We start from the raw sequence: 20,519 nt of genomic DNA on the forward strand, positions 1-20,519 counted from the left end.
GCACCCCGGGCGGTCTCCATCCACCGCGCCGGGGTCGGTACCCCGGGCCGCACAGGGGCCCGGGAGTCTGTGAAAGGTGTGCGCTGCGGCTCGACCCGGCTCGGCTCGGTCCAGCTCGGCTCGGTCGCGCGCGGGGCGGGCGGCTCGGCCCGGACGGCTCAGCCCGGTCGGCCGGTCCGCAGGAAGGCGGCCAGCAGCTCGTGCAGCACGGCGGCGCCCTCCTCGACGAGCACCTCGTGTCCGGACCCGGCCGCCTCGACGTACCGGAAGTCCTCGCCCTCGATCCGGCCGATCCGCAGCAACTCGTGGCGCAGCGACCGGGACTGGCCGACCGGCACGACCTCGTCCCGGTTGCCGTGCACCACCAGCAGCGGCGCGCTCAGCCGGTGCGCCAGCTGCAGGACGTCGCGCGGCCCGCGGGCGTCGGCGATCTGCTCGCCGCCGCCCAGCCGGGTGGTCAACGCCCGTACGGGGGGCGCCGCTTCGGCCAGCAGCCGGGCGCCGGACAGGAACGGCGCGACCACCGCGCAGCGGGCCACCTGCCCGGCCGGCGCGTGCGCGGCCGCCAGCAGTGCCAGGAACGCGCCGTAGCTGACCCCGAACAGGGCCGGCGGCTCCAGGCCGAGCGCCGCGCGCTGGCCCGCGATGCCGTCCAGGAGGTAGAGCACGTCGTCCAGGTCGGGCCCGCCCCAGGCGCCGCGAATGGCCAGCGCGTGCGGCACGCCGTAGCCGGTGGAGCCGCGCTGGTTGGGCGCGACCACCGCCAGGCCCTCGGCGGCCATCCGCTGCAGCGCCGGGTCGAACTCCAGCCGCCAGGCGTCGGCCGGGCCGCCGTGCAGCGCCAGCACCAGGTGCGGGCTGCTCAGCCAGGCGTCCCCGCCGTACACCACGGCCTCCAACGGGCCTGCCGGGCCCGCCAGTTCGAGGCTCTGTGCGGGCTGCCAGCGGCCGCCCTCGCCGGGCGGGGTGCTGCCGTCCAGCCGCCAGCCGGGCGGCGGGGTCCGCGGCGGGCGCGCCGCGCCGGGCTGCCAGGGCAGTACGGTGTCCCGCCACGGCCCGGGCAACCCCGAGGACAGCGGGGCGAGTTGGAGCGGAAGCGGCATCGGGCCGGTCCCGGCCGGCACCGGGCCGTGCGCCAGCAGCGCGTCCACGTCCAGGGTGGCCAGCGCCGCCGGATGGTCGGGCGAGGAGTACGGCAGCCGCAGCCCGGCCGCGTCCCAGCGCCCGACCGCGCCGAGCCGTCCGGGCGGCACCGGCAGCGGCTCCAGCCGGCCGACGGACGGCCGCCACAGGGCGAGCGCCGAGCCGGCGCCGTGGTCGATCTGCACCGCGACCCGCGGGCCGTCCGGCCCCCGCCGCAGCGCGACCGGCCGCAGGAACATGCCCGCGACGTGCAGGCACTCGGGGAAGCGCAGCGGTTCGCCGCCGCCGAGGACGCCCCAGCCGAGCCGGTCGGTGCCGGGCGCGTCGCTGCGCACCATGGCGAACCGGCTGTCGGGGTCGAACAGCACCAGCCGGTCGTTGCTGCGCTCGCCGATCTCCAGCAGCGGGGTGGCGGCGCCGGTGCGCAGGTCGAGCACCACGCTGCGGACCAGGCCCGCGTTCACCCGGTCCAGTGCGAGCAGCGCGCCGGTGTGGTCCAGCCAGGCGCCGCCGCCGTGCAGGCCCGGGATCTCGGCGACCCGTTCGGGTTCGCTGCCGTCCGTCCGCACCAGCCAGGCGGTGGTCGCCGGGCGGGTGTCGGTGCCGAGGGCGACCGCCACCGGCGCCCGGGGGCCCGCACCCGCCGGGACCGGGAGCGGCAGCAGGCGCAGTCCGGCCATCCGCAGGGAGGCCAACGGCTGTTCCACGGTGGCGGTCTCGCCGTAGTGGAGGCGGACCAGGTCGTGCCGCTCGCCGTCGTGCCGGCAGACCAGTACCGAGCCGTCCGGCAGTGCGACCAGCTGGGAGCGCAGGCTCTCCGAACGGTTGCCGGGCAGCGGCAGCGCGATCGGCGCGGCCGGTGCGCCGTCCGGCGGCAGCCGCCAACTCTCCACGTACCAGCCGCTGTCGGCGGAGGACGCCAGGCAGGCGGCGTGACTGCCGTCGGTGGCGAAGGTGAAGCTCAGCCGACGCAGCGCCTGCGTCAGGGTGCGGGTGGCCACGTTCATGCTCCGCTCACCCCGCCCGTTGTGGAGGGGAGCCGGAGTCCGGCGGGCGGCACCGGGTCCAGCCAGAGCCGGGGGCCGCCGTGGCGCAGCCGCAGCAGGAAGGCCAGCGGGCCCGCGGTGCCGGTGCCGTAGGCGGGGGCGCAGCCGGTGCCGGTCTCGTCCGGGAGTATCAGGAGTCCGTCGCGCCGGGCCGCCCGGGCGGCGAGGAGCTCGGCCAACTGCTCGGCGCCGGTGCGGAATCCGGGCTCGCCGGTGGCTCCGGCGAGGTCCAGCAGGTACTCGCCGTCGCCGGCCAGGCCGTGGCACGCGCTGGCCCCGCCGTGCCAGCGGCCGGCCAGGACGGCGCGGCCGGCGGCGCGGGCCAGGTCGAGCGCCTCGGTGTCGCCGGTGGCGAGCCAGAGCCGCAGCAGGAAGCTGCCCGCGCCGGAGGAGCCGCTGCACCAGTGGGCGAGCCGGACGTGCTCCGGGTCGTCCGCGCTCTGCGGCCACCAGGCGGTGTCCCGCCCGGCGCCCGGCCGTTCGCCGGGCCGTTCGCCCCACCGTACGGTCGCGGCGAGGGTGCGCCCGGCCTCGGCGGCGCCGGCGAGCAGGGACCGGTCGCCGGTCGCCCCGGCGGCGGCGAGGAGGAAGGCGCCGACACCGGCCGCGCCGTGGGCGAAGCCGAGGTGGGTGATCCCGGCGAGCGCCGAGTCGAAGTCCGCCGGTACGGGCCACACCGTCCCGTACGGTTCCCGGCGGGCGGCGGCGAGCAGGGCCCGGGCGCCGTGGGCGGCGCGGTCGAGGAACCCCTGGGCACCGCCGTCGTCCGCGCCGACCCCATCGGCGCCGAAGTCGTCGGCGGCGAAGCGCAGTCGGGTGAATCCGGCGCCGGCCGCGCCGTGGCAGACGTCCGGGTTGGGCCACTCGACGGGGATCCGGCGGGCGAGCCCGGCGGCGCGGGCGGCCAGCCCGGGGTCGTCCAGCGCGCGGGCGGCGTCCAGCAGCGCCCAGGCCGTCCCCGACCGTCCGAAGTGCAGCCCGGGCAGCACCACCGGCTCGGCGGCGATGCGCCGTTCGATCCAGTCCGCGGCGGTCCGGGCGGTCCGCGCGGCCTCCGCCCGCACCTCGGCGGGCAGCTGCCCGGTGGTGACGGCCCGGGCCAGCAGGGCCAGCACCCCGGCGGCGCCGTGCTGCACGTTGCACGGGTCGGTCCGCTCGCCGGCGGGCACCGCGGGCCACAGCCGGTCCCGCCGCTCCGGGGCGGCGGTGGCGGCGAGGTGCCGCAGGCCGTCGTGCAGCAGGCGGTCGAGGGGTGCGGCCTCGTCGTGCCCGGCGGAAGCAGGCGCGGGAGCGGGAGCGGGAGCGGAGGCGGAAGCGGGGGCAGGAGCGGGAACGTGGGCGGGAGCGTGCCAGAGCGGGGTGACCAGGGCGGGCCGGACCGCTCCACCGGCCCCGGCGCCCGGCACGGCGGCGTCCTCGCGCCGCGCCGCCCCGGCGCCCGGCGCGGCCGAGCCGCCGCGCAGCGCCTCCCGGACCCGGGCGACGGTCCACCGGTCCTGCGGCTCCTCGGCGCGCAGCCCGAGGACCGCCGGTGCCAGACGGCGCGCGGTCGTCCCGGTCCGCGCCGCGAGGGCGAGCCAGCGGCCGAGCCGTTCGGCGACCGGGCGGGCCCGCGGGAGGTCCTCGGGCAGCAGCGGGTCGTGGCCGGTGGCCAGCAGGAAGAGCAGGCCGCCGAGGGCGTACAGGTCGACGGCCGGGTCGGCGACGCAGCTGCCCGCGGGGGCGAGCCGGCCGGGCCCGTGTTCGGGGGCGCGGTAGCCGGGGGTGCCGGCCGATCCGGCGGCCCGGCCGGTCTCGGCGGCGAGTTCGAGGTCGACCAGCCGCAGGGTGCCGTCCGGGCGGACCATGACGTTGCCGGGGGAGAGGTCGCGCAGCACCAGCCCCTGGGCGTGCACCCGCTCGACCAGGTCGAGGAGGGCGTGCGCGACCGGCCCGGCCTCGGCCCAGTCGACGTCGGGGCTGCCGTCGCGGCGCAGCCGGGCGGCGACCCAGCTGCCCAGCGGTTGCCCGGCGATTCGTTCCTGCACCAGGAAGACGGAGTCGTCCTGCTCGATCAGTTCGACGACGCGCGGTGCCAGCTCCTGCCCGCTCAGCCGGTCGAGCAGCGCGGCCTCGTGCCGCAGCGCGTCGCGGGCGTCGGTGCCCGCGCGGTCGACCTCGATGTGCGCCCGGGCCTGCTTGACCACGACCTCGGCGCCGCTCGCCGCCTCCCGCCCCAGGAACACCCCGCCCTTGGCGCCGTGCCGGACGGCGGCGGTCACCGCGTACCGCCCGGCCAGCAGCACGCCGCCCCGCCGCCTGCCGCTCCCGCCTTCAGTACTCCCGGCACCCCCGGCGCGCAGCGGGTCCCGCACCCACCCGGGCGCCCGGTACGACCCCCCGCGCACGTCCTCGGCCCGTTCGCCGTCCGGCCCGCGCAGCACCGACCGGTACTCCCCGTCGTTGCCCAGCTCCGCCGGCAGCGCGAACGCGCCGTACCGGTAGTGCACCCGGCTCCCGGGCCGGTACGGGCGGTCGGAGAGCACCACCGGGCCGGGCAGTCCGGCGGTGGCCCGGTCGAGCTCGGCCGCCAGCCGCTGGAACTGCCCGTCGTCGTACGGGTAGACGGTGATGAACTTGCCCGCCGAGCCGCGGTCGCTGTTGCGGGAGTTGAGCTCCCGCAGCCGTTCCGGCGCGGCGGCGAACTTGAAGCCGCACGGGTCCTCGGCGAGCACCCGGACGACGGCCGAGAGCACCTCCTCGCCCGCCAAGGACGCCGCGCTCACGTGCAGCTTCCACCCCTGTGCGGGCAGGGGCGAGGACGCGGACGGCCTGGCCGTGCACCAGAAGCCACCGACGGTGACGTCCCAGCCACCGCGGCCTCCCCGGTCCCCGGCGCCGGCCAGTGCCGCCCGCGTCGTCTCCGGCCACGGACCGGCCGCAGCCGCCCCGCGCTCCACCGATCCCCTGTCCCCGGCCGTGCGCAGTGATGTGCCCGCCCCCATCCGCCACCACATCCCTTCGTCATGGCCGCCGCCCGCTGGTGCCCACTGCTCCGGCACCCGGGCGTGCGGCCCGGCCTGATCGGTTTCTGTCGCGCCCCTCGGTGGGGGCCGGACCGTCGCGGTCCGGCGGGTCCGGTCGGCCCGCGCCGACGGGGTGCCCGCCGTGGCCGCCCCGGTCGGGGCTACTGCCGGGGCAACTCCCGTTCGCAGGACTGAAGTTAGTTTCGGAAAAACCGGCGGCTCAACGCAGAGCCGGTCACTTCACTCGTAAGGGTGATCCGGGGGCGGTTTCGAATTCGTACGAGAGCTCTGATGTGTGCAGCGGACGCCGGGCGTGCGAGCGCACACGGCCCGCGCGGGGCCCGCCGAGCGCCCCCGCCGCAGGTTGACGCGCATCCGTGCGCCCTCGGCACCCCCGTCCGAACCCCGGCCGGGAGCCGTTCGAACCGGACGCCGACGGGCCCGCCGCGCCGCGCCGCCCCGGCCGCCGCCCCGGCCGCCGCCCCACCGCGGCCGCGCGGCGGCCCCCGCACCCGAACGGCCGAGGCCCGACCGCCCCCGCGCGCACGGTAGTCTCGACAGGTGCCGAAACTGTCCGACGTCATCACCGCGCTCGAAGAGGTCTACCCGCCGCAGTGGGCGGAGTCCTGGGACGCCGTCGGCCTGGTCTGCGGAGACCCTCAGGCCGAGGTCCGCCGCGTGCTGTTCGCCGTCGACCCCGTCCAGGCGGTCGTCGACGAGGCCGTGGAGTGGGGCGCCGACCTGGTGGTCACCCACCACCCCCTCTACCTGCGCGGCACCACCAGCGTCGCCGCGACCACCTTCAAGGGCCGGGTGGTGCACACGCTGATCAGCAACGGCATCGCCCTGCACGTCGCCCACACCAACGCCGACCACGCCGACCCGGGCGTCTCGGACACGCTCGCCGAGGCGGTGGGCCTGCGGGTGACCGGCCCGCTGGTGCCGGACCCGACCGACCCGCTGGGCCGCCGCGGCACCGGCCGGATCGGCCTGCTGGAGCCCCCGCTGACGCTGACCGCGTTCGCCGCGCAGGTCGCCGAGGGCCTGCCCGCCACCGCCGCCGGCGTCCGCGTCGCGGGCGACCCGAACCGGCTGATCAGCCGGGTCGCGGTGTGCGGCGGCTCGGGCGACAGCCTCTTCGCCGAGGTGCGCGCGGCCGGCGTGGACGCCTACCTGACCGCCGACCTGCGCCACCACCCGGCCTCCGAGGCCGCCGAGGCGGCGCCCGTCGCGCTGCTCGACGCCGCCCACTGGGCCACCGAGTGGCCCTGGCTCGGCCTGGCCGAGCGCGCCCTGCAGTCCGCCGCCGACAAGCGCGGCTGGACCGTGGAGACCAAGGTCTCCCACCGGGTCACCGACCCGTGGACCGCGCACGCCCCCATGTCCTTCACCGCCTGACCCGATTCACAGGAGCTCCTCGCTTGAACGCCGCGCCCGCCGACCAGAACCGCCTGCTCGACCTCCAGGCCTTCGACTCGAAGCTCGACCAGCTGGCCCACCGGCGCCGGACGCTGCCCGAGCACGCCGAGATCGACAAGGCCTCCGCCGACCACACCGCGCTCAAGGACCTCGTCATCGCCGCCGAGGCCCAGAAGGGCGACACCGCCCGCGAGCTGACCAAGGCCGAGCAGGACGTGGAGCAGGTCCGCGCCCGCGCCGCCCGCAACCAGCAGCGGCTGGACTCCGGCGCGATCACCTCGCCGAAGGACCTGGAGAACCTCCAGCACGAGATCGGCTCGCTCGCCAAGCGCCAGGGCGACCTCGAGGAGGTCGTGCTGGAGATCATGGAGCGCCAGGAGAGCGCCCAGACCCGGGTCGAGGAGCTGTCGGCCCGCCTGGAGCACTCCACCGTCGTCCTCACCGAGGCCGAGGGCCGCCGCGACGCCTCCTTCGCCGAGATCGACGCCGAGGCCGACAAGGTCAAGCGCGACCGCGAGACCGTCGCCGCCGTCCTCCCGGCCGACCTGCTGAAGGTCTACACCAAGCTGCGCGAGACCCAGGGCGGCGTCGGCGCGGCCCGCCTCTACCAGCGCCGCTGCGAGGGCTGCCGCACCGAGTTCTCGATCACCGAGCTGAACGCCATCAAGGCCGAGCCGGCCGACAAGGTCGTCCGGTGCGAGAACTGCTCGCGGATCCTGGTCCGCACGGCCGACTCGGGCGTCTGAGCCGATGGCGGCGCGCTTCATCGTCGAGGCGGACGGCGGGTCCCGGGGCAACCCGGGGCCGGCCGGCTACGGCGCGGTGGTCCGTGACGGGGACACCGGGCAGATCGTCGCGGAGGCCGCCGAGTTCATCGGCCACGCCACCAACAACGTGGCCGAGTACAAGGGCCTGATCGCGGGCCTCAAGGCGGCCCGCGAGCTCGACCCGGACGCCTCCGTGGACGTCCGGATGGACTCCAAGCTGGTCGTCGAGCAGATGTCCGGGCGCTGGAAGATCAAGCACCCCGACATGCAGCCGCTCGCCGCCGAGGCGCGCACCGTCCTCCCGCGCGGCCGGGTCACGTACACCTGGATCCCGCGCGAGCGGAACAAGGACGCCGACCGGCTGGCCAACGAGGCGATGGACGCGGGCAAGGCCGGGCGCCAGTGGGAGCCCAGGCCGAAGGCCGCCGCCGTCGCCGTCGACGAACCGCCGCTGGAGACCGCCGCCCCCAAGGCAGGCTGGGCCGCCCCCGCCGACCTCGGTACCCCGACCACCTTCGTCCTGCTGCGCCACGGCGAGACCCCGCTCACCCCGGAGAAGCGGTTCTCCGGCAGCGGCGGCAGCGACCCGGAGCTCTCCGAGAAGGGCCGCTGGCAGGCCGAGCGGGCCGCCGAGGCGCTCGCCGCGCGCGGCAGCGTCCAGGCCGTGGTCGCCTCCCCGATGCGCCGCACCCGGCAGACCGCCGAGACGGTCGCCGCCCGGCTGGGTCTGGAGGTCCGGTACGAGGACGGGCTGCGCGAGGTCGACTTCGGCGACTGGGAGGGCCTGACCTTCGCCGAGGTGCAGGAGCGCCACCCGGACGACCTGGCGGCCTGGCTCGGCTCCGCCAAGGCCAAGCCGACCGGCAGCAGCGAGAGCTTCACCACCCTCACCCACCGGGCCGGCGTCGCCCGGGACAAGATCATCGCCCGGTACGCCGGGAAGACCGTCCTGGTGGTCTCGCACGTCAGCCCGATCAAGACGCTGGTCCGGCTGGCCCTCGGCGCCCCGCCGGACTCGATGTACCGGATGGAGCTGGCCGCCGCCTCGATCTGCGCCGTCCAGTACTACGCGGACGGCAACGCCTCGCTGCGGCTGCTCAACGACACCTCGCACCTGCGCTGACCGGTCACCGGGGTGCGCTCGGCGCACCTCAGTGCACCTCGGTGACCACCACGTCCAGCTGCCACGGCTTGCGGGCCGTGCCCTCGGCCGCGAGCTCCACCCGGTGGCCCAGCTCCAGCAGGGCGTCCATCAGCTCGGCGGGCGTCTTCGGCTCCGCCCCGGCGACGAGCAGGTCCCGGACCAGGCGGCCCTTGGTCGCCTTGTTGAAGTGGCTGACCACGCTGCGCTTGCCGTTCCGCTCCTGCAGCACCCGGACGGTCGCGGTCCGGGAGGCCACCTCGCCGGCCGGCTTCCAGGCCGCCGCGTACGCGGAGCTGCGCAGGTCCAGCACCAGTCCGTCCGCCACCTCCGGGAGCACGGAGGCCATCGCGCCGCGCCAGTGCGCCCCGAGCGCTCCGGGGCCGGGGAGCTTGACGCCCATCGAGCAGCGGTAGGACGGGATCCGGTCCGAGATCCGCACCGCCCCCCAGAGGCCGGAGAACACCAGCAGCGAGCGCTCGGCCCGGTCGCGGGCGGCCGGGTCCAGGGTGGCCAGGCCGAGGTTGTCGAACAGCACCCCGGTGTACACCTCGCCCGCCGGACGGGCCCCGGCGGTCGGCAGACCGGCGTTCTTGGCGATCTCGCCGCGCAGCCCGGGGGAGAGGCCCAGCACCTCGGCGGCGGCGTCCTCGTCACCCCGGCAGAGGCCGACCAGCGCGTCCAGCACCGCCCCGCGCGCCGCCGTCAGCCCGGGCAGTGACAGCCGGTCCAGCGCCACCGGCTGGCCGTCGCCGGACCCGGCCTTGCCCTCCGAGGGCGGCAACAGCACCAGCACAGCGGACTCCTCAACAGTTTGTGGCGGACGAACCCCGCCACCCTACTGCGGCCGCTCCGGCTCCCAACGCCACGCAGAGCGGCGAGTAGTACCGGCGGTCCAGCCGCCGGAACCGCTCCGAGCGCTCGATCACACCGCCGAACAGCGCGAGTCCGCCGACCCCGCGCGCCAGCATCACCCCGGCCACCGTCCGCACCCCGGCCCGCCGCACCCGCTCCGGTCCCACCTTGGGCAGCACCCCGGCCTCCGCCCCCACCAGGTAGGCGGCCGTCCCCAGCATCCCTGCCACCGCGACGCAGGCCGCCGCCGACGGCACCCCGTCCCCCGCCCCCACCACGGTGTCCGCGAACTCCTCCGGCGTCCGCAACGGCCACGGCGTCACCGCCCACACCGCGTGCAGTACCCCGGTCGCCGCCAGCGCCCCCGCCACCGCGGCCCCCGCCACCTTCACCGCACCACTCATCACCCGAACCCCCTCCGCCCAAGGCCGACTCCTCCCACCCTACGAGCCCTTACGCCGCCCTTCGCCGCGCCCGCCCGCCCCGTGGCGAAGGACCCGAACTCCCTACGGGGACGCTGAGCCTCCGTCCGGAATCACCCGATTCGCCCTACGCTGCCTCCATGCCTCGCCGAAAACTGCGCGTCAAGGCCGCCGACTCCGCCCGGATCAACACCGAGCTGACCGAGCTCCGCACCCGTCTGGAGATCCACACCGAGTGGCCGCAGGAGGTGCTCGCCGAGGCGGAGGAGGCGGCGGAGCGCCCCCGGCTGCCCGAGTACGACGCCACCGACCTGCCCCTGTTCACGGTCGACCCGCCCGGCTCGCGCGACCTCGACCAGGCCATGCACCTCAGCCACCGCGCGGGCGGCGGCTACCGGGTGCACTACGCGATCGCCGACGTCGCCGCCTTCGTCCGCCCGGGCGGCGCGATCGACGCGGAGGCGCGCCGCCGGGTGGAGACCCTCTACTTCCCCGACCACCGGGTGCCCCTGCACCCGGCCCGGCTCTCCGAGGACGCCGCCAGCCTGCTGCCCGGCGAGCCCAGGCCGGCCCTGCTCTGGCAGCTGGACCTGGACACCGACGGCGCGGTGGTCCTCGCCGACCTGCGCCGCGCCCTGGTCCGGTCGCACCGCCGGCTGGACTACGCGGCCGTCGAGCGCGCCGTGGCCCTCGGCGGCGCCGACGAGCAGCTGGCCCTGCTCGCCACCGTCGGCGGGCTGCGCGAGGAGCGGGAGCGCGCCCGGGGCGGGATCAGCCTCCCGGTGCCCGAGCAGGAGGTCGAGGAGACCCTGCACGGGTACGTCCTCGGCTACCGCGCGCCCGGCCCCGCCGACGGCTGGAACGCCCAGATCTCGCTGCTCACCGGCATGGCCGCGGCCGACCTGATGCTGGACGCGGGCGTCGGCCTGCTGCGCACCCTGCCCGCCGCGCCGCCCGGCGCCTACGAGCGGCTGCGCCGGATCGCCGCCGCCCTGGACGTGGAGTGGCCGCAGGCGCTCCCGTACCCGGAGCTGATCCGCTCGCTGGACCCGGACGTGCCGCTGAACGCCGCCTTCCTCAACGCCTGTACCGGCCTGCTGCGCGGCGCCGGCTACCACGCCTTCGACGAGTCCCGCGGCCTGCCCGCGCCCGCCGAGCCGGCGCACGCCGCGCTGGCCGCCCCGTACGCGCACTGCACCGCGCCGCTGCGCCGGCTCGGGGACCGGTTCGCGCAGGAGGTGTGCGCGGCGGTGGCGGCGGGGGAGGACGTGCCGGACTGGGCGCGGGAGGCGCTGCCGACGGTACCGGCGCTGATGGCGAGCGGGGACCGCCGCGCGGGCGAGGTCGAGCGCGCCTGCGTGGACCTGGTGGAGGCGGAGCTGCTGGCGGGCCGGGAGGGCGAGGACTTCTCGGCGGTGGTCATCGACGTGGACGAGAAGCGGCCCGCCTCCGGCACCGTGCAGCTGCGCGACCCGGCGGTCCGGGCCCGCTGCGACGCCGCGGGCGCGGCTCCGGGCGCGGCTGCTGACGGCACGGCGGGCCGGCTGCCGCTCGGCCGGGTGATCGACGTCCGGCTGACGACGGCGGACCCGGCCACCCGCACCGTCCGCTTCGCCGCCGTGTGACGGGGCGGCGGGGCCGTCGGCGAGCCCCGCCACCCGTACGGTCCGTCCCGCCGCCCCGCCCCGGTCCGCGGTGGGAGGATCGGTGCGTGCTCGATGCCCAGCCCCCCGCCCCCGCTGCCGCCCTCGCGCCCGCCCCGGAACCCGGACGGCGCCACCGTCTGCTGGTCCTGGCGATCTGCTGCCTGAGCCTGTTCATCGTCGGCCTCGACAACACCGTGGTGAACATCGCCCTGCCCGCGATCCAGCGGGACCTGCGCGCCCCGGCGTCCGGGCTGCAGTGGATCATCGACGCCTACACCCTGGTGCTGGCCTCGCTGCTGATGCTGTTCGGCTCGGTGGCCGACCGGTTCGGCCGCCGCCGGGTGTTCCAGACCGGGCTGGTGTGCTTCGCGCTCGGCTCGCTGCTGTGCAGTCTGGCGCCGAGCCTGGGGTGGCTGGTGGCGTTCCGGGCCTTGCAGGCGGTGGGCGGCTCGATGCTCAACCCGGTGGCGATGTCGATCATCACCAACACCTTCACCGATCCGAAGGAGCGGGCGCGGGCGATCGGCGTCTGGGGCGGCGTGGTCGGCATCTCGATGGCGCTCGGCCCGCTGCTCGGCGGCTTCCTGGTGGACGGCGCGGGCTGGCCGTCGATCTTCCTGATCAACGTCCCGGTCGCGCTGGCCGCGATCCTGCTGACGGCCCGCTACGTCCCGGAGTCCCGCTCGCCGCGGCCCCGCCGGCTGGACCCGGTGGGGCAGCTGCTGATGATCGTGCTGCTGGGCTGCGGCACCGCCGCGATCATCGAGGGCCCGGGCAACGGCTGGACCTCCCCGCTGATCCTCGCCCTGGCCGCGGCGGCGCTGGCCGCGCTGGCGGCCTTCCCGCTCTGGGAGCGGCGGGTCGCGGAGCCGCTGGTGGACCCGCGGTTCTTCGCCAGCGCGCCGTTCACCGGGGCGACGGTCACCGCGGTCTGCGCCTTCGCCGCGCTCGGCGGCTTCCTCTTCCTCAACACCCTCTACCTGCAGGACGTCCGGCACTACGGCCCGGTCGAGGCCGGCCTGTGGACGCTGCCGATGGCCGGGATGATGCTGGTCTGCGCGCCGCTGTCCGGACGGATCGTGGGCAGCCGGGGCCCGCGCCTGCCGCTGGTCGCGGCCGGGCTCGGCCTGGCCGGGAGCGGGGTGCTGCTCACCCGGCTCGCCGCGGACTCCCCGCCGGCGCTGCTGCTGCTCGCGTACGCGCTGTTCGGCTTCGGCTTCGGCATGGTCAACGCGCCGATCACCAACGCCGCCGTCTCCGGCATGCCGCGCGCCCAGGCGGGTGTGGCGGCCGCGGTCGCCTCGACCAGCCGTCAGGTCGGCCAGTCGCTGGGCGTCGCGGTGATCGGCACGGTCGTCATGTCGGCGGTGGCGGGCCCGGTGGCGACCGGGTTCGCCCCGGCGAGCCACGTCGGCTGGTGGATCCTGGTCGGCCTGGGCGGCGCGATCCTCCTGCTGGGCCTGGCCACCACGACCGCCCGGGCGAGCGCGACGGCCGCCCGGGTGGCCGCCCGCCTCGGCGCCGAGCCGCCGGCCGTCCGGTCCGGTGTACGGGCGGCGCCGCCCGAGCGGCTACCATGACCACTACGGCGGAAGAGCCGGCCGGGCGGCCGCGACGGGTCCACGGACCCGCCGAGGAACGTCCGGGCTCCACAGAGCAGGGTGGTGGGTAACGCCCACCCGGGGTGACCCGCGGGACAGTGCCACAGAAAACAGACCGCCCACCGCTTTTCGTGGTGGGTAAGGGTGAAACGGTGGTGTAAGAGACCACCAGCGACCGGGGTGACCCGGCCGGCTAGGTAAACCCCACCTGGAGCAAGGTCAAGATCGGTGCCCTCGGGCGCCGTGCGCGAGTGTTCGAGGGCTGCTCGCCCGAGCTCGCGGGTAGACCGCACGAGGCTGTCGGCAACGGCAGCCCTAGATGGATGGCCGTCTCCCCGGGCCGCGCAAGCGACCCGGGTGACAGAACCCGGCGTACAGGCCGACTCTTCCGCCCCCTTCCCCGCCCGTGACCGGGCGGGGCCCCCTCCCCGGCCGTGCGGCCGCCTCGCGCCTACGCGGGGTGCGCGCCGACGGCGTCGCGGATCTGTTCGCCGAGGCCGCCGTTGACCCGGGCGCAGTTGGCGCAGCAGAAGAACATCCCGGCCACTTCGACGCCGTGGCCCACGATCCGGACGTTGCACTGCTCGCAGCGCGGCGCGAGCTTCTCCATCGCGCACTCGAAGCTGTCGAAGGTGTAGGTGTCGCCGGTGACCGTCTTGATCTCGAAGGCCAGCCAGTAGTCGTTGCCGCAGGTGACGCAGATGGCCATGGCGGCCGTCTCCTTCCGGTGGGGCCGCCCTCGACGGGGCGGCTGCTCCCAGTGTCGAAGGCCCGGTCGGCGGCGGCCACCCGGAACGACTGTCGGGCGGACCCGGCCCTACACGGGGTGTTCGGAGAGTTCCTCCAGGGCGCGGACGGCGCGTTCGGCGTCGTCGGCGGCGACGAAGAGGTGGTCGTGGTGGAAGCCGGCCACCACGTTGCAGCTGATCCCGTGCTCGGCGAGCCGTCCGGCGACGGCCGCGGTCAGTCCGACGGCCTCCAGCGCCGAGTGGATCTGCAGGGTGATCCAGGCCGCCACGTACTCGTAGCGCAGCCCGAGCGCGTCCGCCTCCTCCTGGGCGACCACCACCGTGACCCCTTCGGGTTCGGCGACGGTCACCACCGGCCGCATGCCGGCGGGCACCTTCGCGGGGAGCGTGCAGTAGACGTACCGCCCCGGGTTGAGCACCGGGCGCATCCCGCCCAGCAGCGTCGCAAGATCTCGTTCTCCGGCCATGCCCGTCACCGTAGCGGCTGGGCGGTGGACGCGCCCGGGCCGCGGCGGCCGTGTCGGGAGCTGTCACGGGCCGGCGGGCGGGCTGTCGGTGAACCGTTGACGAGCGACAGTCGCCGATATATCGTCGAACTATCGAGACAGTAACTCGACTGTTTCGGAGAGTCAGGAGGTGGGCGCCATGCGCTCAGGAATGCGATTTCGTGGAGAGGGCCCGGGCGGCGGCCGCCGGCGCGGGCCGGGGCCGGAGTTCCGGGGGATGCCCGGCGAGGGCTTCGAGGGCCGGGAGGCGTTCGGCGGGTTCGGTCCGCCGTTCGGCGGCGGCCCCGGCCGTCCGATGGGCGGCCCGTTCGGGCACGGCTTCGGCGGCCACGGCGGCCGGCGCGGCGGCCCGCACGGGCGGCGCGGCGGACGGGCGCGGCGCGGTGACGTCCGTGCCTCGCTGCTGGCGCTGCTCAAGGAACGGCCGATGCACGGCTACGAGATGATCGCCGAGATCGCCGAGCGGACCGGCGGGGCCTGGCGGCCCAGTCCGGGCTCGATCTACCCCAACCTCCAGCTGCTGGAGGAGGAGGGCCTGATCACCGCGGAGGAGGTCGGCGGCAAGCGGCTGGTCGCGCTCACCGAGGCGGGCCGTGCCGAGGCCGAGGCCGGGCCGGCGGAGCCGTGGGCCGAGGCCGGCCGGGAGGTCGACTGGGAGGCCGTCCAGGAGGTGGGCCAGGCGCTGGCCGCGGTCGACCAGGCGATCCGGCAGGTCATGGCGACCGGCACCGAGGCGCAGCGCGCCAAGGGCCTGACCGTGCTGACCGAGGCCCGCAAGAAGCTGTACCTCATCCTCGCCGAGGATGACTGACCGGCGCGGGGGGAGGCGCACCGGCGGGACGGGCGGTGCCGCCGCGGCTCACGGGTGGACCAGGAACAGGCCCACGCAGACCAGCAGCAGCACCGCCCAGCCGAACCAGAGCCAGCCGTTGGGCCCGATCGTCACGGTGTAGAGGCTCACCGCCAGCAGCAGCACCCCGGTGGTCCAGGCGACCTGCCGGTTGTGGTGCGCGACCGCGCGGGAGCCGTTGCTCGGGTGCCGTACCGTCCTGGCCATGCCGACCTCCCGGGAGGGCGATGGGGGAGCGGGCGGCCCGCCGGCCCAGGGCTCGTCAGCCGGAGGCCTTGGCGGTGGCCGCCTCGTCGTACTCGTAGCGCCAGAACCAGCTCAGGCCCCGTACCTGCTTGGTCCGGACGTACACCAGTGTGCGCGCGGCGGCGTCACCGTGCGCGGGGACCGGGACCTTGTACTTCTTGGGCACGCCGAGCATCGGCCCCAGGGGGATCGGGAGGACCCGCCCGTCCAGGGGGCCGCCGACGAATGCCGTGTCCGCGCTCTTCATCCCCCCAGGGTCTCACCTCCGCGCGGGTGATCCGGCGTCCCGCCGGGTGGCCGGGGACACCCGGAAGGGAAGGTGAGCGGGACGCCTCGTGAGGACCGCGTGCCGGGAGTGTGCCCGGGGTGCGCGCGGGAGTGTGACCGGAGAGGCACCGCCCCCGGTCATCCGGAGGGCCCGAGCACCCCTATCCTTTCCTGTACGCCCTCGGGGTCCACCCGGGTCAGCGGGCCCCGTACGGGCCGGGCGAGGCGCGGATCCGCGCGCCCTCCGGCCGTTCCGGCGCGGACAGCGTGCTGCCGTGACCGCGTACCGTGACCCGGCGTCGGCCGTCCGGTGACCCCGGGACGCGGCCGGCGGGGCGCGGACGGCAGGGCCGAGCGACCCGGGAAGCAGCGGGGCGCGCCGGGCGTTGCGTCGGAGTGGAACGTCGAACGCTGTGTCGCACCAGGCACGGCAGTTGCGCGGAAGGGGCCCGATGGAAGCCGGCGGCAAATGGACGACCTGGTGGCAGAAGCGTGATCGTCAGCGGGCCCGGGCGGGGGACCCGGACGGCCCGGCCGCCGGGCTGGACCAGCTGCTCGGCGCGGTGCGCGCCGGATTCCCGGTCGCCCCGGCCGCCCACCCGACCGGCTACCGCTGTTCCTGCGACCGGGTGGCCTGTCCGGCCCCGGCCCAGCACCCGGTCTCCTTCGCCTGGCAGACCCAGGCCACCACCGACACCGAGCAGCTCTCCCGCTGGCTCGCCCGCGACCCGCGGGCCAACTTCATCACCGCCACCGGCCGGGTGCACGACGTCCTGGACGTCCCGGCGGAGGCCGGGCGGCTCGCCCTGGAACGGCTGACCGCGCTGGGCGTCGAAGGCCCGGTCGCCGCCGTCGGCGAGGACCGCTACCTGTTCTTCACCGCCACCCGCGGCACCCCGCTGGACGAGGACGAGTGGTGGCCGAGCGCGCTCGACTCCACCCCCGACACCATGTCCGAGCACCCCGGCCTGCGCTGGCACTGCCGCGGCTCGTACACCCTGCTCCCGCCGGCCGCGCTGCCGGACGGCTCCCGGGTGCGGTGGCTGCGCGGGCCCGAGCAGCCGCTGCCGGACCCGCTGCGCGTCCTGGACGTGCTGACCGACGCCTGCACCGAGGTGGGCGCCGTCGCCGAGGAGCAGTGGCTCATCGGCTGAGGCTGTGACTCGCCCGCTCGCCTCCGGGGCGCTCCGACCCGGTGCCGACGGTCGGCGCTCCAAGGCCCTCGTTCCTCGGGCCTCCTCGCTTCTCCCTTTCGGCACCGGCGCGCCCCTTCGGCTCGGGGCTGTGACTCGCCCGCTCGCCTCCGGGGCGCTCCGACCCGGTGCCGACGGTCGGCGCTCCAAGGCCCTCTCCCCCAGCCTTCGGCGGGGGGGACCCCCATCTCGGGCCTCCTCGCTTCTCCCTTTCGGCACCGGCGCGCCCCTTCGGCTCGGGGCGGGCTACGGCAGGGTGAGGATCTCGGCGCCGTCCGCCGTGACCACCAGGGTGTGCTCGAACTGGGCGGTGCGCTTGCGGTCCTTGGTGACGACCGTCCAGCCGTCCGGCCAGATCTCGTAGTCGTAGGTGCCCAGGGTCAGCATCGGCTCGATGGTGAAGGTCATGCCCGGCTTGATCACCTCGGTGGCCCGCTCGCTGTCGTAGTGCGGGATGATCAGGCCGGAGTGGAACGACGTGTTGATGCCGTGGCCCGTGAAGTCCCGCACCACGCCGTAGTCGAAGCGCTTGGCGTAGGACTCGATGACCCGTCCGATCACGTTGATCTGACGGCCCGGCTTGACCGCCTTGATCGCCCGGGCGAGGGACTCCCGGGTGCGCTCCACCAGCAGGCGGGACTCCTCGTCCACGTCGCCGACCAGGTAGGTGGCATTGAGGTCGCCGTGCACCCCGTGGATGTACGCGGTGGCGTCGATGTTGACGATGTCGCCGTCCTGCAGCACGGTCGAGTCCGGGATCCCGTGGCAGATCACCTCGTTGACCGAGGTGCAGATCGACTTGGGGAAGCCCCGGTAGCCCAGGTCCGACGGGTAGGCGCCGTGGTCGCACATGTACTCGTGGGCGACGACGTCCAGCGCGTCCGTGGTGACCCCGGGGGCGATCAGCTTGGCCGCCTCCTCCATCGCCCGCGCGGCGATCCGGCTCGCGATCCGCATCTTCTCGATCGTCTCGGCGGTCTGCACCTCGGGCCCGGTGTACGGCGCCGGGGCGGGGCGCCCGACGTACTCGGGACGCGCGATGTTCGCCGGGACCTTGCGGGTGGGGGACTGGATGCCGGGTACGAGAGCCATGGCCGCGAGTCTATCCGCCGGGCCCCGGCCGGACGGGCGGTGTGCGGAGCCACCCGGGCCGGGGAATGATCGGTACGACCCATCCGACTGAACGGGAGGACGCCATGCCCCTCGGATTCCACCGCAAGCCCACCGGCAAGCCCGGCGAGTGGTTCTACTGCATCAAGCACGGCAAGGTCGAGGAGGGCCCGGAGTGCCCGGCGAAGGACCGCCTGGGCCCGTACGACAGCCCCGAGGAGGCCGCGCAGGCGCTGCGGATCGCGGACGAGCGCAACCGGGAGTGGCAGAACGACCCGCGCTGGAAGGACGAGCCCAAGGGCCCCACCGCGTAGGGCGCTCGTCCGGTGGCTCAGCGCGGCTCGGGGCCGGTGAAGTACTCCTCGTCCACGCTCAGCACGACGAGGCGCCGCCCGGCCGAGAGCGCCTGGGCGGCGGCCAGGTCCACGGACGCCGCGGGCCTCGACTCCCGGTCGGCCCAGGCCTTCGCGGCGGCGTTCGGCGCGGCGAGCTTCCAGGGGAAGCCCGCGCCCGGGGTCGGGGAGGCGCTCGGGTCCTTCCGCTCGTCGAAGGCCAGGCTCACCCCGAGCAGGTCGTGGTCGCCGTCGGCGCGCGGGAAGCCGTACCAGAGGCCCTCACCCGGCCGGGGCGAGGCGTTGGTGTCGGCGGGCTGCGCGCCCTGCGCGGCCATCGCCTGCTCCCAGCGGGCCCGAGCCTGCCGCGGATCGCCCTCCACCGTCAGGTACCTGACCACCTGTCGGCGGCACGTCGGGGCCGGCCAGTGCGTGGCGGCGCCGTCGGGCCGACCCGGGGCCACCCCGCAGCCGTCCTGGACGCCCTCGCCGATCGGCTGGGCGCCGGAGAGCACCGGGAGGAGTGCGGCCAGCCGCCGGTCGATCTCGGCGGTGAGGGCCTGGTCGGCGGCGGCCACCTCGGGGGCGGCGGCCAGCTTCGCGACGTCCGGCGCCGACGGGTCGAGCGTGCTGCCGACGCTCCGGCGGGCCGGGTCCGGAGCCTCGTCACCCCGCGAGAGGGCCCAGCCGAGTGCCCCGGCCAGTGCCGCGATCACGACGACCACCGCGGCGGTCCCCTGCATCCAACCCCCGGTTTTCATGCCGAAAAGTCTGTCACAGCGGGGTCGAGGCCTCCCGCCCTCCCGTCCGCTCCTGCTGGGCCCGCTCCTGCTCGGCCCGCTCCTGCTCGGCCCGCTCGTGCTCGGCGCGGACGGCCGCGGCGTGCGGGTCGGTGCGGTCGTCGTAGGCGAGCAGCCTGGGCAGCGCGGCGGCGACCGCAAGGACGGCGACGACGCAGGCGAGGCCGCCCGTCCAGACTGCGGCGCGCACACCGACCAGCCCGGCCATGGTGCCCGCTCGGACCTGGCCCAGCTGCGGGCCGACGGAGTAACTGAGCAGCTCGACACCGGCCATCCGGCCGCGGACCGCGTCCGGGATCGACTGGTTCCACATCGTCGAGCGGGCCAGCCCGCTGATCTCGTCGGCCCCGCCGGCCAGCGCCAGCCCCAGCAGCACCAGCCAGACGCTCCCGGACAGCCCGGCCAGCGCCATCGCCGCGCCCCAGCCGACGGCGGCGGCCACCAGCAGCCGCCCGTGCCGGTGCACCCGGGACGTCCAGCCGCTGGTCGCCCCGACCAGCAGGGCGCCGAGGGCGGAGGCCGCGTACATCGGGCCGAGCGCCCAGTCCGCGCCCAAGTCCGAGGCCAGGAAGGGGAAGACGGCCACGGGGTAGGCGAACAGCATGGCGCAGAGGTCGATCGCGTAGGTGCCGAGCAGGTCCTTGCGGCTCCACGCGTAGCGGACGCCGGTGAGCACCGCCCGTACCGAGGGCCGCTCGGCACCGGTGGCCGGCGGCACCGCCTTGATCCGGACGAGCAGCAGCAGCGAGGCGCCGAAGGTGAGCAGGTCCAGCGCGTACGCGATCTGCACCCCGGCGAAGGCCACCACGACCCCGGCCAGCGCCGGCCCGGCCACCGAAGCGGCGTTGTGGTACAGGGACTTGAGGGCGAACGCGGCGGTCAGGTGCTGGTGCGGCACGATCCGCGGGGTGAGCGAGTCCAGGGCCGGGCGCTGCAGGCCGTCGGCGGCCGCGACCAGCGCGGCGACCAGGTAGATCGGCCAGAGCAGCGGGTGCGGCAGCAGGGCGTTGAGCAGCAGCAGCCCGGCCAGCACGGCGAGCGCGGCCTCCGCGCGCAGCACCAGCTTGCGGCGGTCCAGGGCGTCGGCGAGAGCGCCGCCCCACAGGCCGAAGACGATCAGCGGGACGAGTTCGACGGCGCCGATCAGGCCGACCGCGAGGGAGGAGCCGGTGAGCTCCTTGATCTGCATCGGCACGGCGACGAGCGTGAGGAAGCTGCCGAAGCTGGTCACACAGCCCGAGGACCACAGGTAGCGGAAGTCACGCGAGGCCCGCCACGGCGACAGATCGGGCGTCAGCGACCGCAACACCGCCCGCAGCCGTCCGGGCGCGGGAGGACACGGGGGTTCGTCGACGTTCACGAACTGTCATCCTCGTTCGGCCGCCCGCCCCCCGCAAAGGGTTTTTGCCCCCACCCGAACG

At 76.0% G+C, this 20,519-nt stretch carries 19 protein-coding genes and 1 other RNA gene; 9 read left to right on the forward strand and 11 right to left on the reverse strand.

Annotation, left to right across the window (positions count from 1 at the left end):
* Positions 1–158: 158 nt before the first annotated feature.
* Together IE332_RS20440 and lanL are read right to left on the reverse strand one after the other, a co-directional pair.
* A complete protein-coding gene (locus tag IE332_RS20440; RefSeq protein WP_189918391.1) occupies positions 159–2,150 on the reverse strand; it encodes a S9 family peptidase in 1,992 nt (663 codons plus the stop codon).
* Positions 2,147–5,185 (reverse strand): class IV lanthionine synthetase LanL, encoded by a 3,039-nt coding sequence (gene lanL, locus IE332_RS20445; RefSeq protein ID WP_308437590.1) that lies wholly within the window; start codon positions 5,183–5,185, stop codon positions 2,147–2,149. The genes IE332_RS20440 and lanL overlap by 4 nt, the downstream gene beginning before the upstream one ends.
* Positions 5,186–5,755: 570 nt before the next feature.
* On the opposite strand from lanL, the gene IE332_RS20450 reads away from it, so the two are divergent.
* The 3 genes from IE332_RS20450 to IE332_RS20460 are packed head-to-tail and all read left to right on the forward strand — an operon-like array spanning position 5,756 to position 8,503.
* Entirely contained in the window at positions 5,756–6,592 is an 837-nt protein-coding gene (locus IE332_RS20450; protein WP_189918401.1) for a Nif3-like dinuclear metal center hexameric protein, read from the forward strand.
* 23 nt (positions 6,593–6,615) lie between these two features.
* Positions 6,616–7,359 (forward strand): zinc ribbon domain-containing protein, encoded by a 744-nt coding sequence (locus IE332_RS20455; protein ID WP_189918403.1) that lies wholly within the window; start codon positions 6,616–6,618, stop codon positions 7,357–7,359.
* A 4-nt stretch (positions 7,360–7,363) separates the two neighbouring features.
* A complete protein-coding gene (locus tag IE332_RS20460) occupies positions 7,364–8,503 on the forward strand; it encodes a bifunctional RNase H/acid phosphatase (RefSeq protein ID WP_189918405.1) in 1,140 nt (379 codons plus the stop codon).
* A gap of 28 nt (positions 8,504–8,531) precedes the next feature.
* On the opposite strand, the gene yaaA is transcribed toward IE332_RS20460, so the two are convergent.
* Complete coding sequence (gene yaaA, locus IE332_RS20465; protein ID WP_189918408.1) at positions 8,532–9,317, reverse strand: peroxide stress protein YaaA; 786 nt, start codon at positions 9,315–9,317, stop codon at positions 8,532–8,534.
* Between the two features lie 10 nt (positions 9,318–9,327).
* A complete protein-coding gene (locus IE332_RS20470; RefSeq protein WP_189918410.1) occupies positions 9,328–9,780 on the reverse strand; it encodes a DUF3995 domain-containing protein in 453 nt (150 codons plus the stop codon).
* Positions 9,781–9,938: 158 nt separating this feature from the next.
* On the opposite strand from IE332_RS20470, the gene IE332_RS20475 reads away from it, so the two are divergent.
* The 3 genes from IE332_RS20475 (at position 9,939) to rnpB (ending at position 13,436) form a co-directional block, all read left to right on the forward strand.
* Positions 9,939–11,423 carry an RNB domain-containing ribonuclease gene (locus tag IE332_RS20475; RefSeq protein WP_189918412.1) on the forward strand — a complete coding sequence of 495 codons (1,485 nt, stop codon included), beginning with the start codon at positions 9,939–9,941 and terminating at the stop codon, positions 11,421–11,423.
* A gap of 86 nt (positions 11,424–11,509) precedes the next feature.
* Positions 11,510–13,024: an MFS transporter gene (locus IE332_RS20480; protein ID WP_189918414.1), complete on the forward strand. Its 1,515-nt coding sequence runs from the start codon at positions 11,510–11,512 to the stop codon at positions 13,022–13,024.
* A gap of 13 nt (positions 13,025–13,037) precedes the next feature.
* Positions 13,038–13,436, forward strand: an RNA gene (rnpB, locus tag IE332_RS20485) — RNase P RNA component class A.
* Positions 13,437–13,496: 60 nt separating this feature from the next.
* Here the strand turns inward: rnpB and IE332_RS20490 are convergent.
* Together IE332_RS20490 and IE332_RS20495 are read right to left on the reverse strand one after the other, a co-directional pair.
* The gene (locus tag IE332_RS20490) at positions 13,497–13,754 is read right to left on the reverse strand and encodes a metallothionein (RefSeq protein ID WP_030056921.1); all 258 of its coding nucleotides are present in this window, start codon (positions 13,752–13,754) and stop codon (positions 13,497–13,499) included.
* A 108-nt stretch (positions 13,755–13,862) separates the two neighbouring features.
* Positions 13,863–14,261 (reverse strand): ACT domain-containing protein, encoded by a 399-nt coding sequence (locus tag IE332_RS20495; protein ID WP_189918416.1) that lies wholly within the window; start codon positions 14,259–14,261, stop codon positions 13,863–13,865.
* Between the two features lie 190 nt (positions 14,262–14,451).
* Between IE332_RS20495 and IE332_RS20500 the strand changes: the two genes are divergently transcribed.
* On the forward strand, positions 14,452–15,111 hold the full coding sequence (locus tag IE332_RS20500; protein WP_229928745.1) for a PadR family transcriptional regulator: 660 nt from the start codon (positions 14,452–14,454) through the stop codon (positions 15,109–15,111).
* A 48-nt stretch (positions 15,112–15,159) separates the two neighbouring features.
* On the opposite strand, the gene IE332_RS20505 is transcribed toward IE332_RS20500, so the two are convergent.
* Together IE332_RS20505 and IE332_RS20510 are read right to left on the reverse strand one after the other, a co-directional pair.
* Positions 15,160–15,357 carry a hypothetical protein gene (locus IE332_RS20505; protein ID WP_189918523.1) on the reverse strand — a complete coding sequence of 66 codons (198 nt, stop codon included), beginning with the start codon at positions 15,355–15,357 and terminating at the stop codon, positions 15,160–15,162.
* A 55-nt stretch (positions 15,358–15,412) separates the two neighbouring features.
* On the reverse strand, positions 15,413–15,643 hold the full coding sequence (locus tag IE332_RS20510; RefSeq protein ID WP_189918526.1) for a DUF8847 domain-containing protein: 231 nt from the start codon (positions 15,641–15,643) through the stop codon (positions 15,413–15,415).
* A gap of 472 nt (positions 15,644–16,115) precedes the next feature.
* Between IE332_RS20510 and IE332_RS20515 the strand changes: the two genes are divergently transcribed.
* On the forward strand, positions 16,116–16,817 hold the full coding sequence (locus IE332_RS20515) for a bifunctional DNA primase/polymerase (protein ID WP_189918420.1): 702 nt from the start codon (positions 16,116–16,118) through the stop codon (positions 16,815–16,817).
* Positions 16,818–17,102: 285 nt separating this feature from the next.
* Here the strand turns inward: IE332_RS20515 and map are convergent, their stop codons facing one another.
* Positions 17,103–17,948 (reverse strand): type I methionyl aminopeptidase, encoded by an 846-nt coding sequence (gene map / locus IE332_RS20520; RefSeq protein ID WP_189918423.1) that lies wholly within the window; start codon positions 17,946–17,948, stop codon positions 17,103–17,105.
* A gap of 104 nt (positions 17,949–18,052) precedes the next feature.
* On the opposite strand from map, the gene IE332_RS20525 reads away from it, so the two are divergent.
* On the forward strand, positions 18,053–18,280 hold the full coding sequence (locus IE332_RS20525; protein WP_189918425.1) for a hypothetical protein: 228 nt from the start codon (positions 18,053–18,055) through the stop codon (positions 18,278–18,280).
* 17 nt (positions 18,281–18,297) lie between these two features.
* On the opposite strand, the gene IE332_RS20530 is transcribed toward IE332_RS20525, so the two are convergent.
* The gene (locus IE332_RS20530) at positions 18,298–19,059 is read right to left on the reverse strand and encodes a hypothetical protein (protein ID WP_189918427.1); all 762 of its coding nucleotides are present in this window, start codon (positions 19,057–19,059) and stop codon (positions 18,298–18,300) included.
* Positions 19,060–19,072: 13 nt separating this feature from the next.
* Complete coding sequence (locus IE332_RS20535; protein ID WP_229928746.1) at positions 19,073–20,458, reverse strand: MFS transporter; 1,386 nt, start codon at positions 20,456–20,458, stop codon at positions 19,073–19,075.
* Between the last annotated feature and the right edge of the window lie 61 nt (positions 20,459–20,519).

Source organism: Kitasatospora xanthocidica, assembly GCF_014656195.1.
Classification (GTDB): Bacteria; Actinomycetota; Actinomycetes; order Streptomycetales; family Streptomycetaceae; genus Kitasatospora; species Kitasatospora xanthocidica.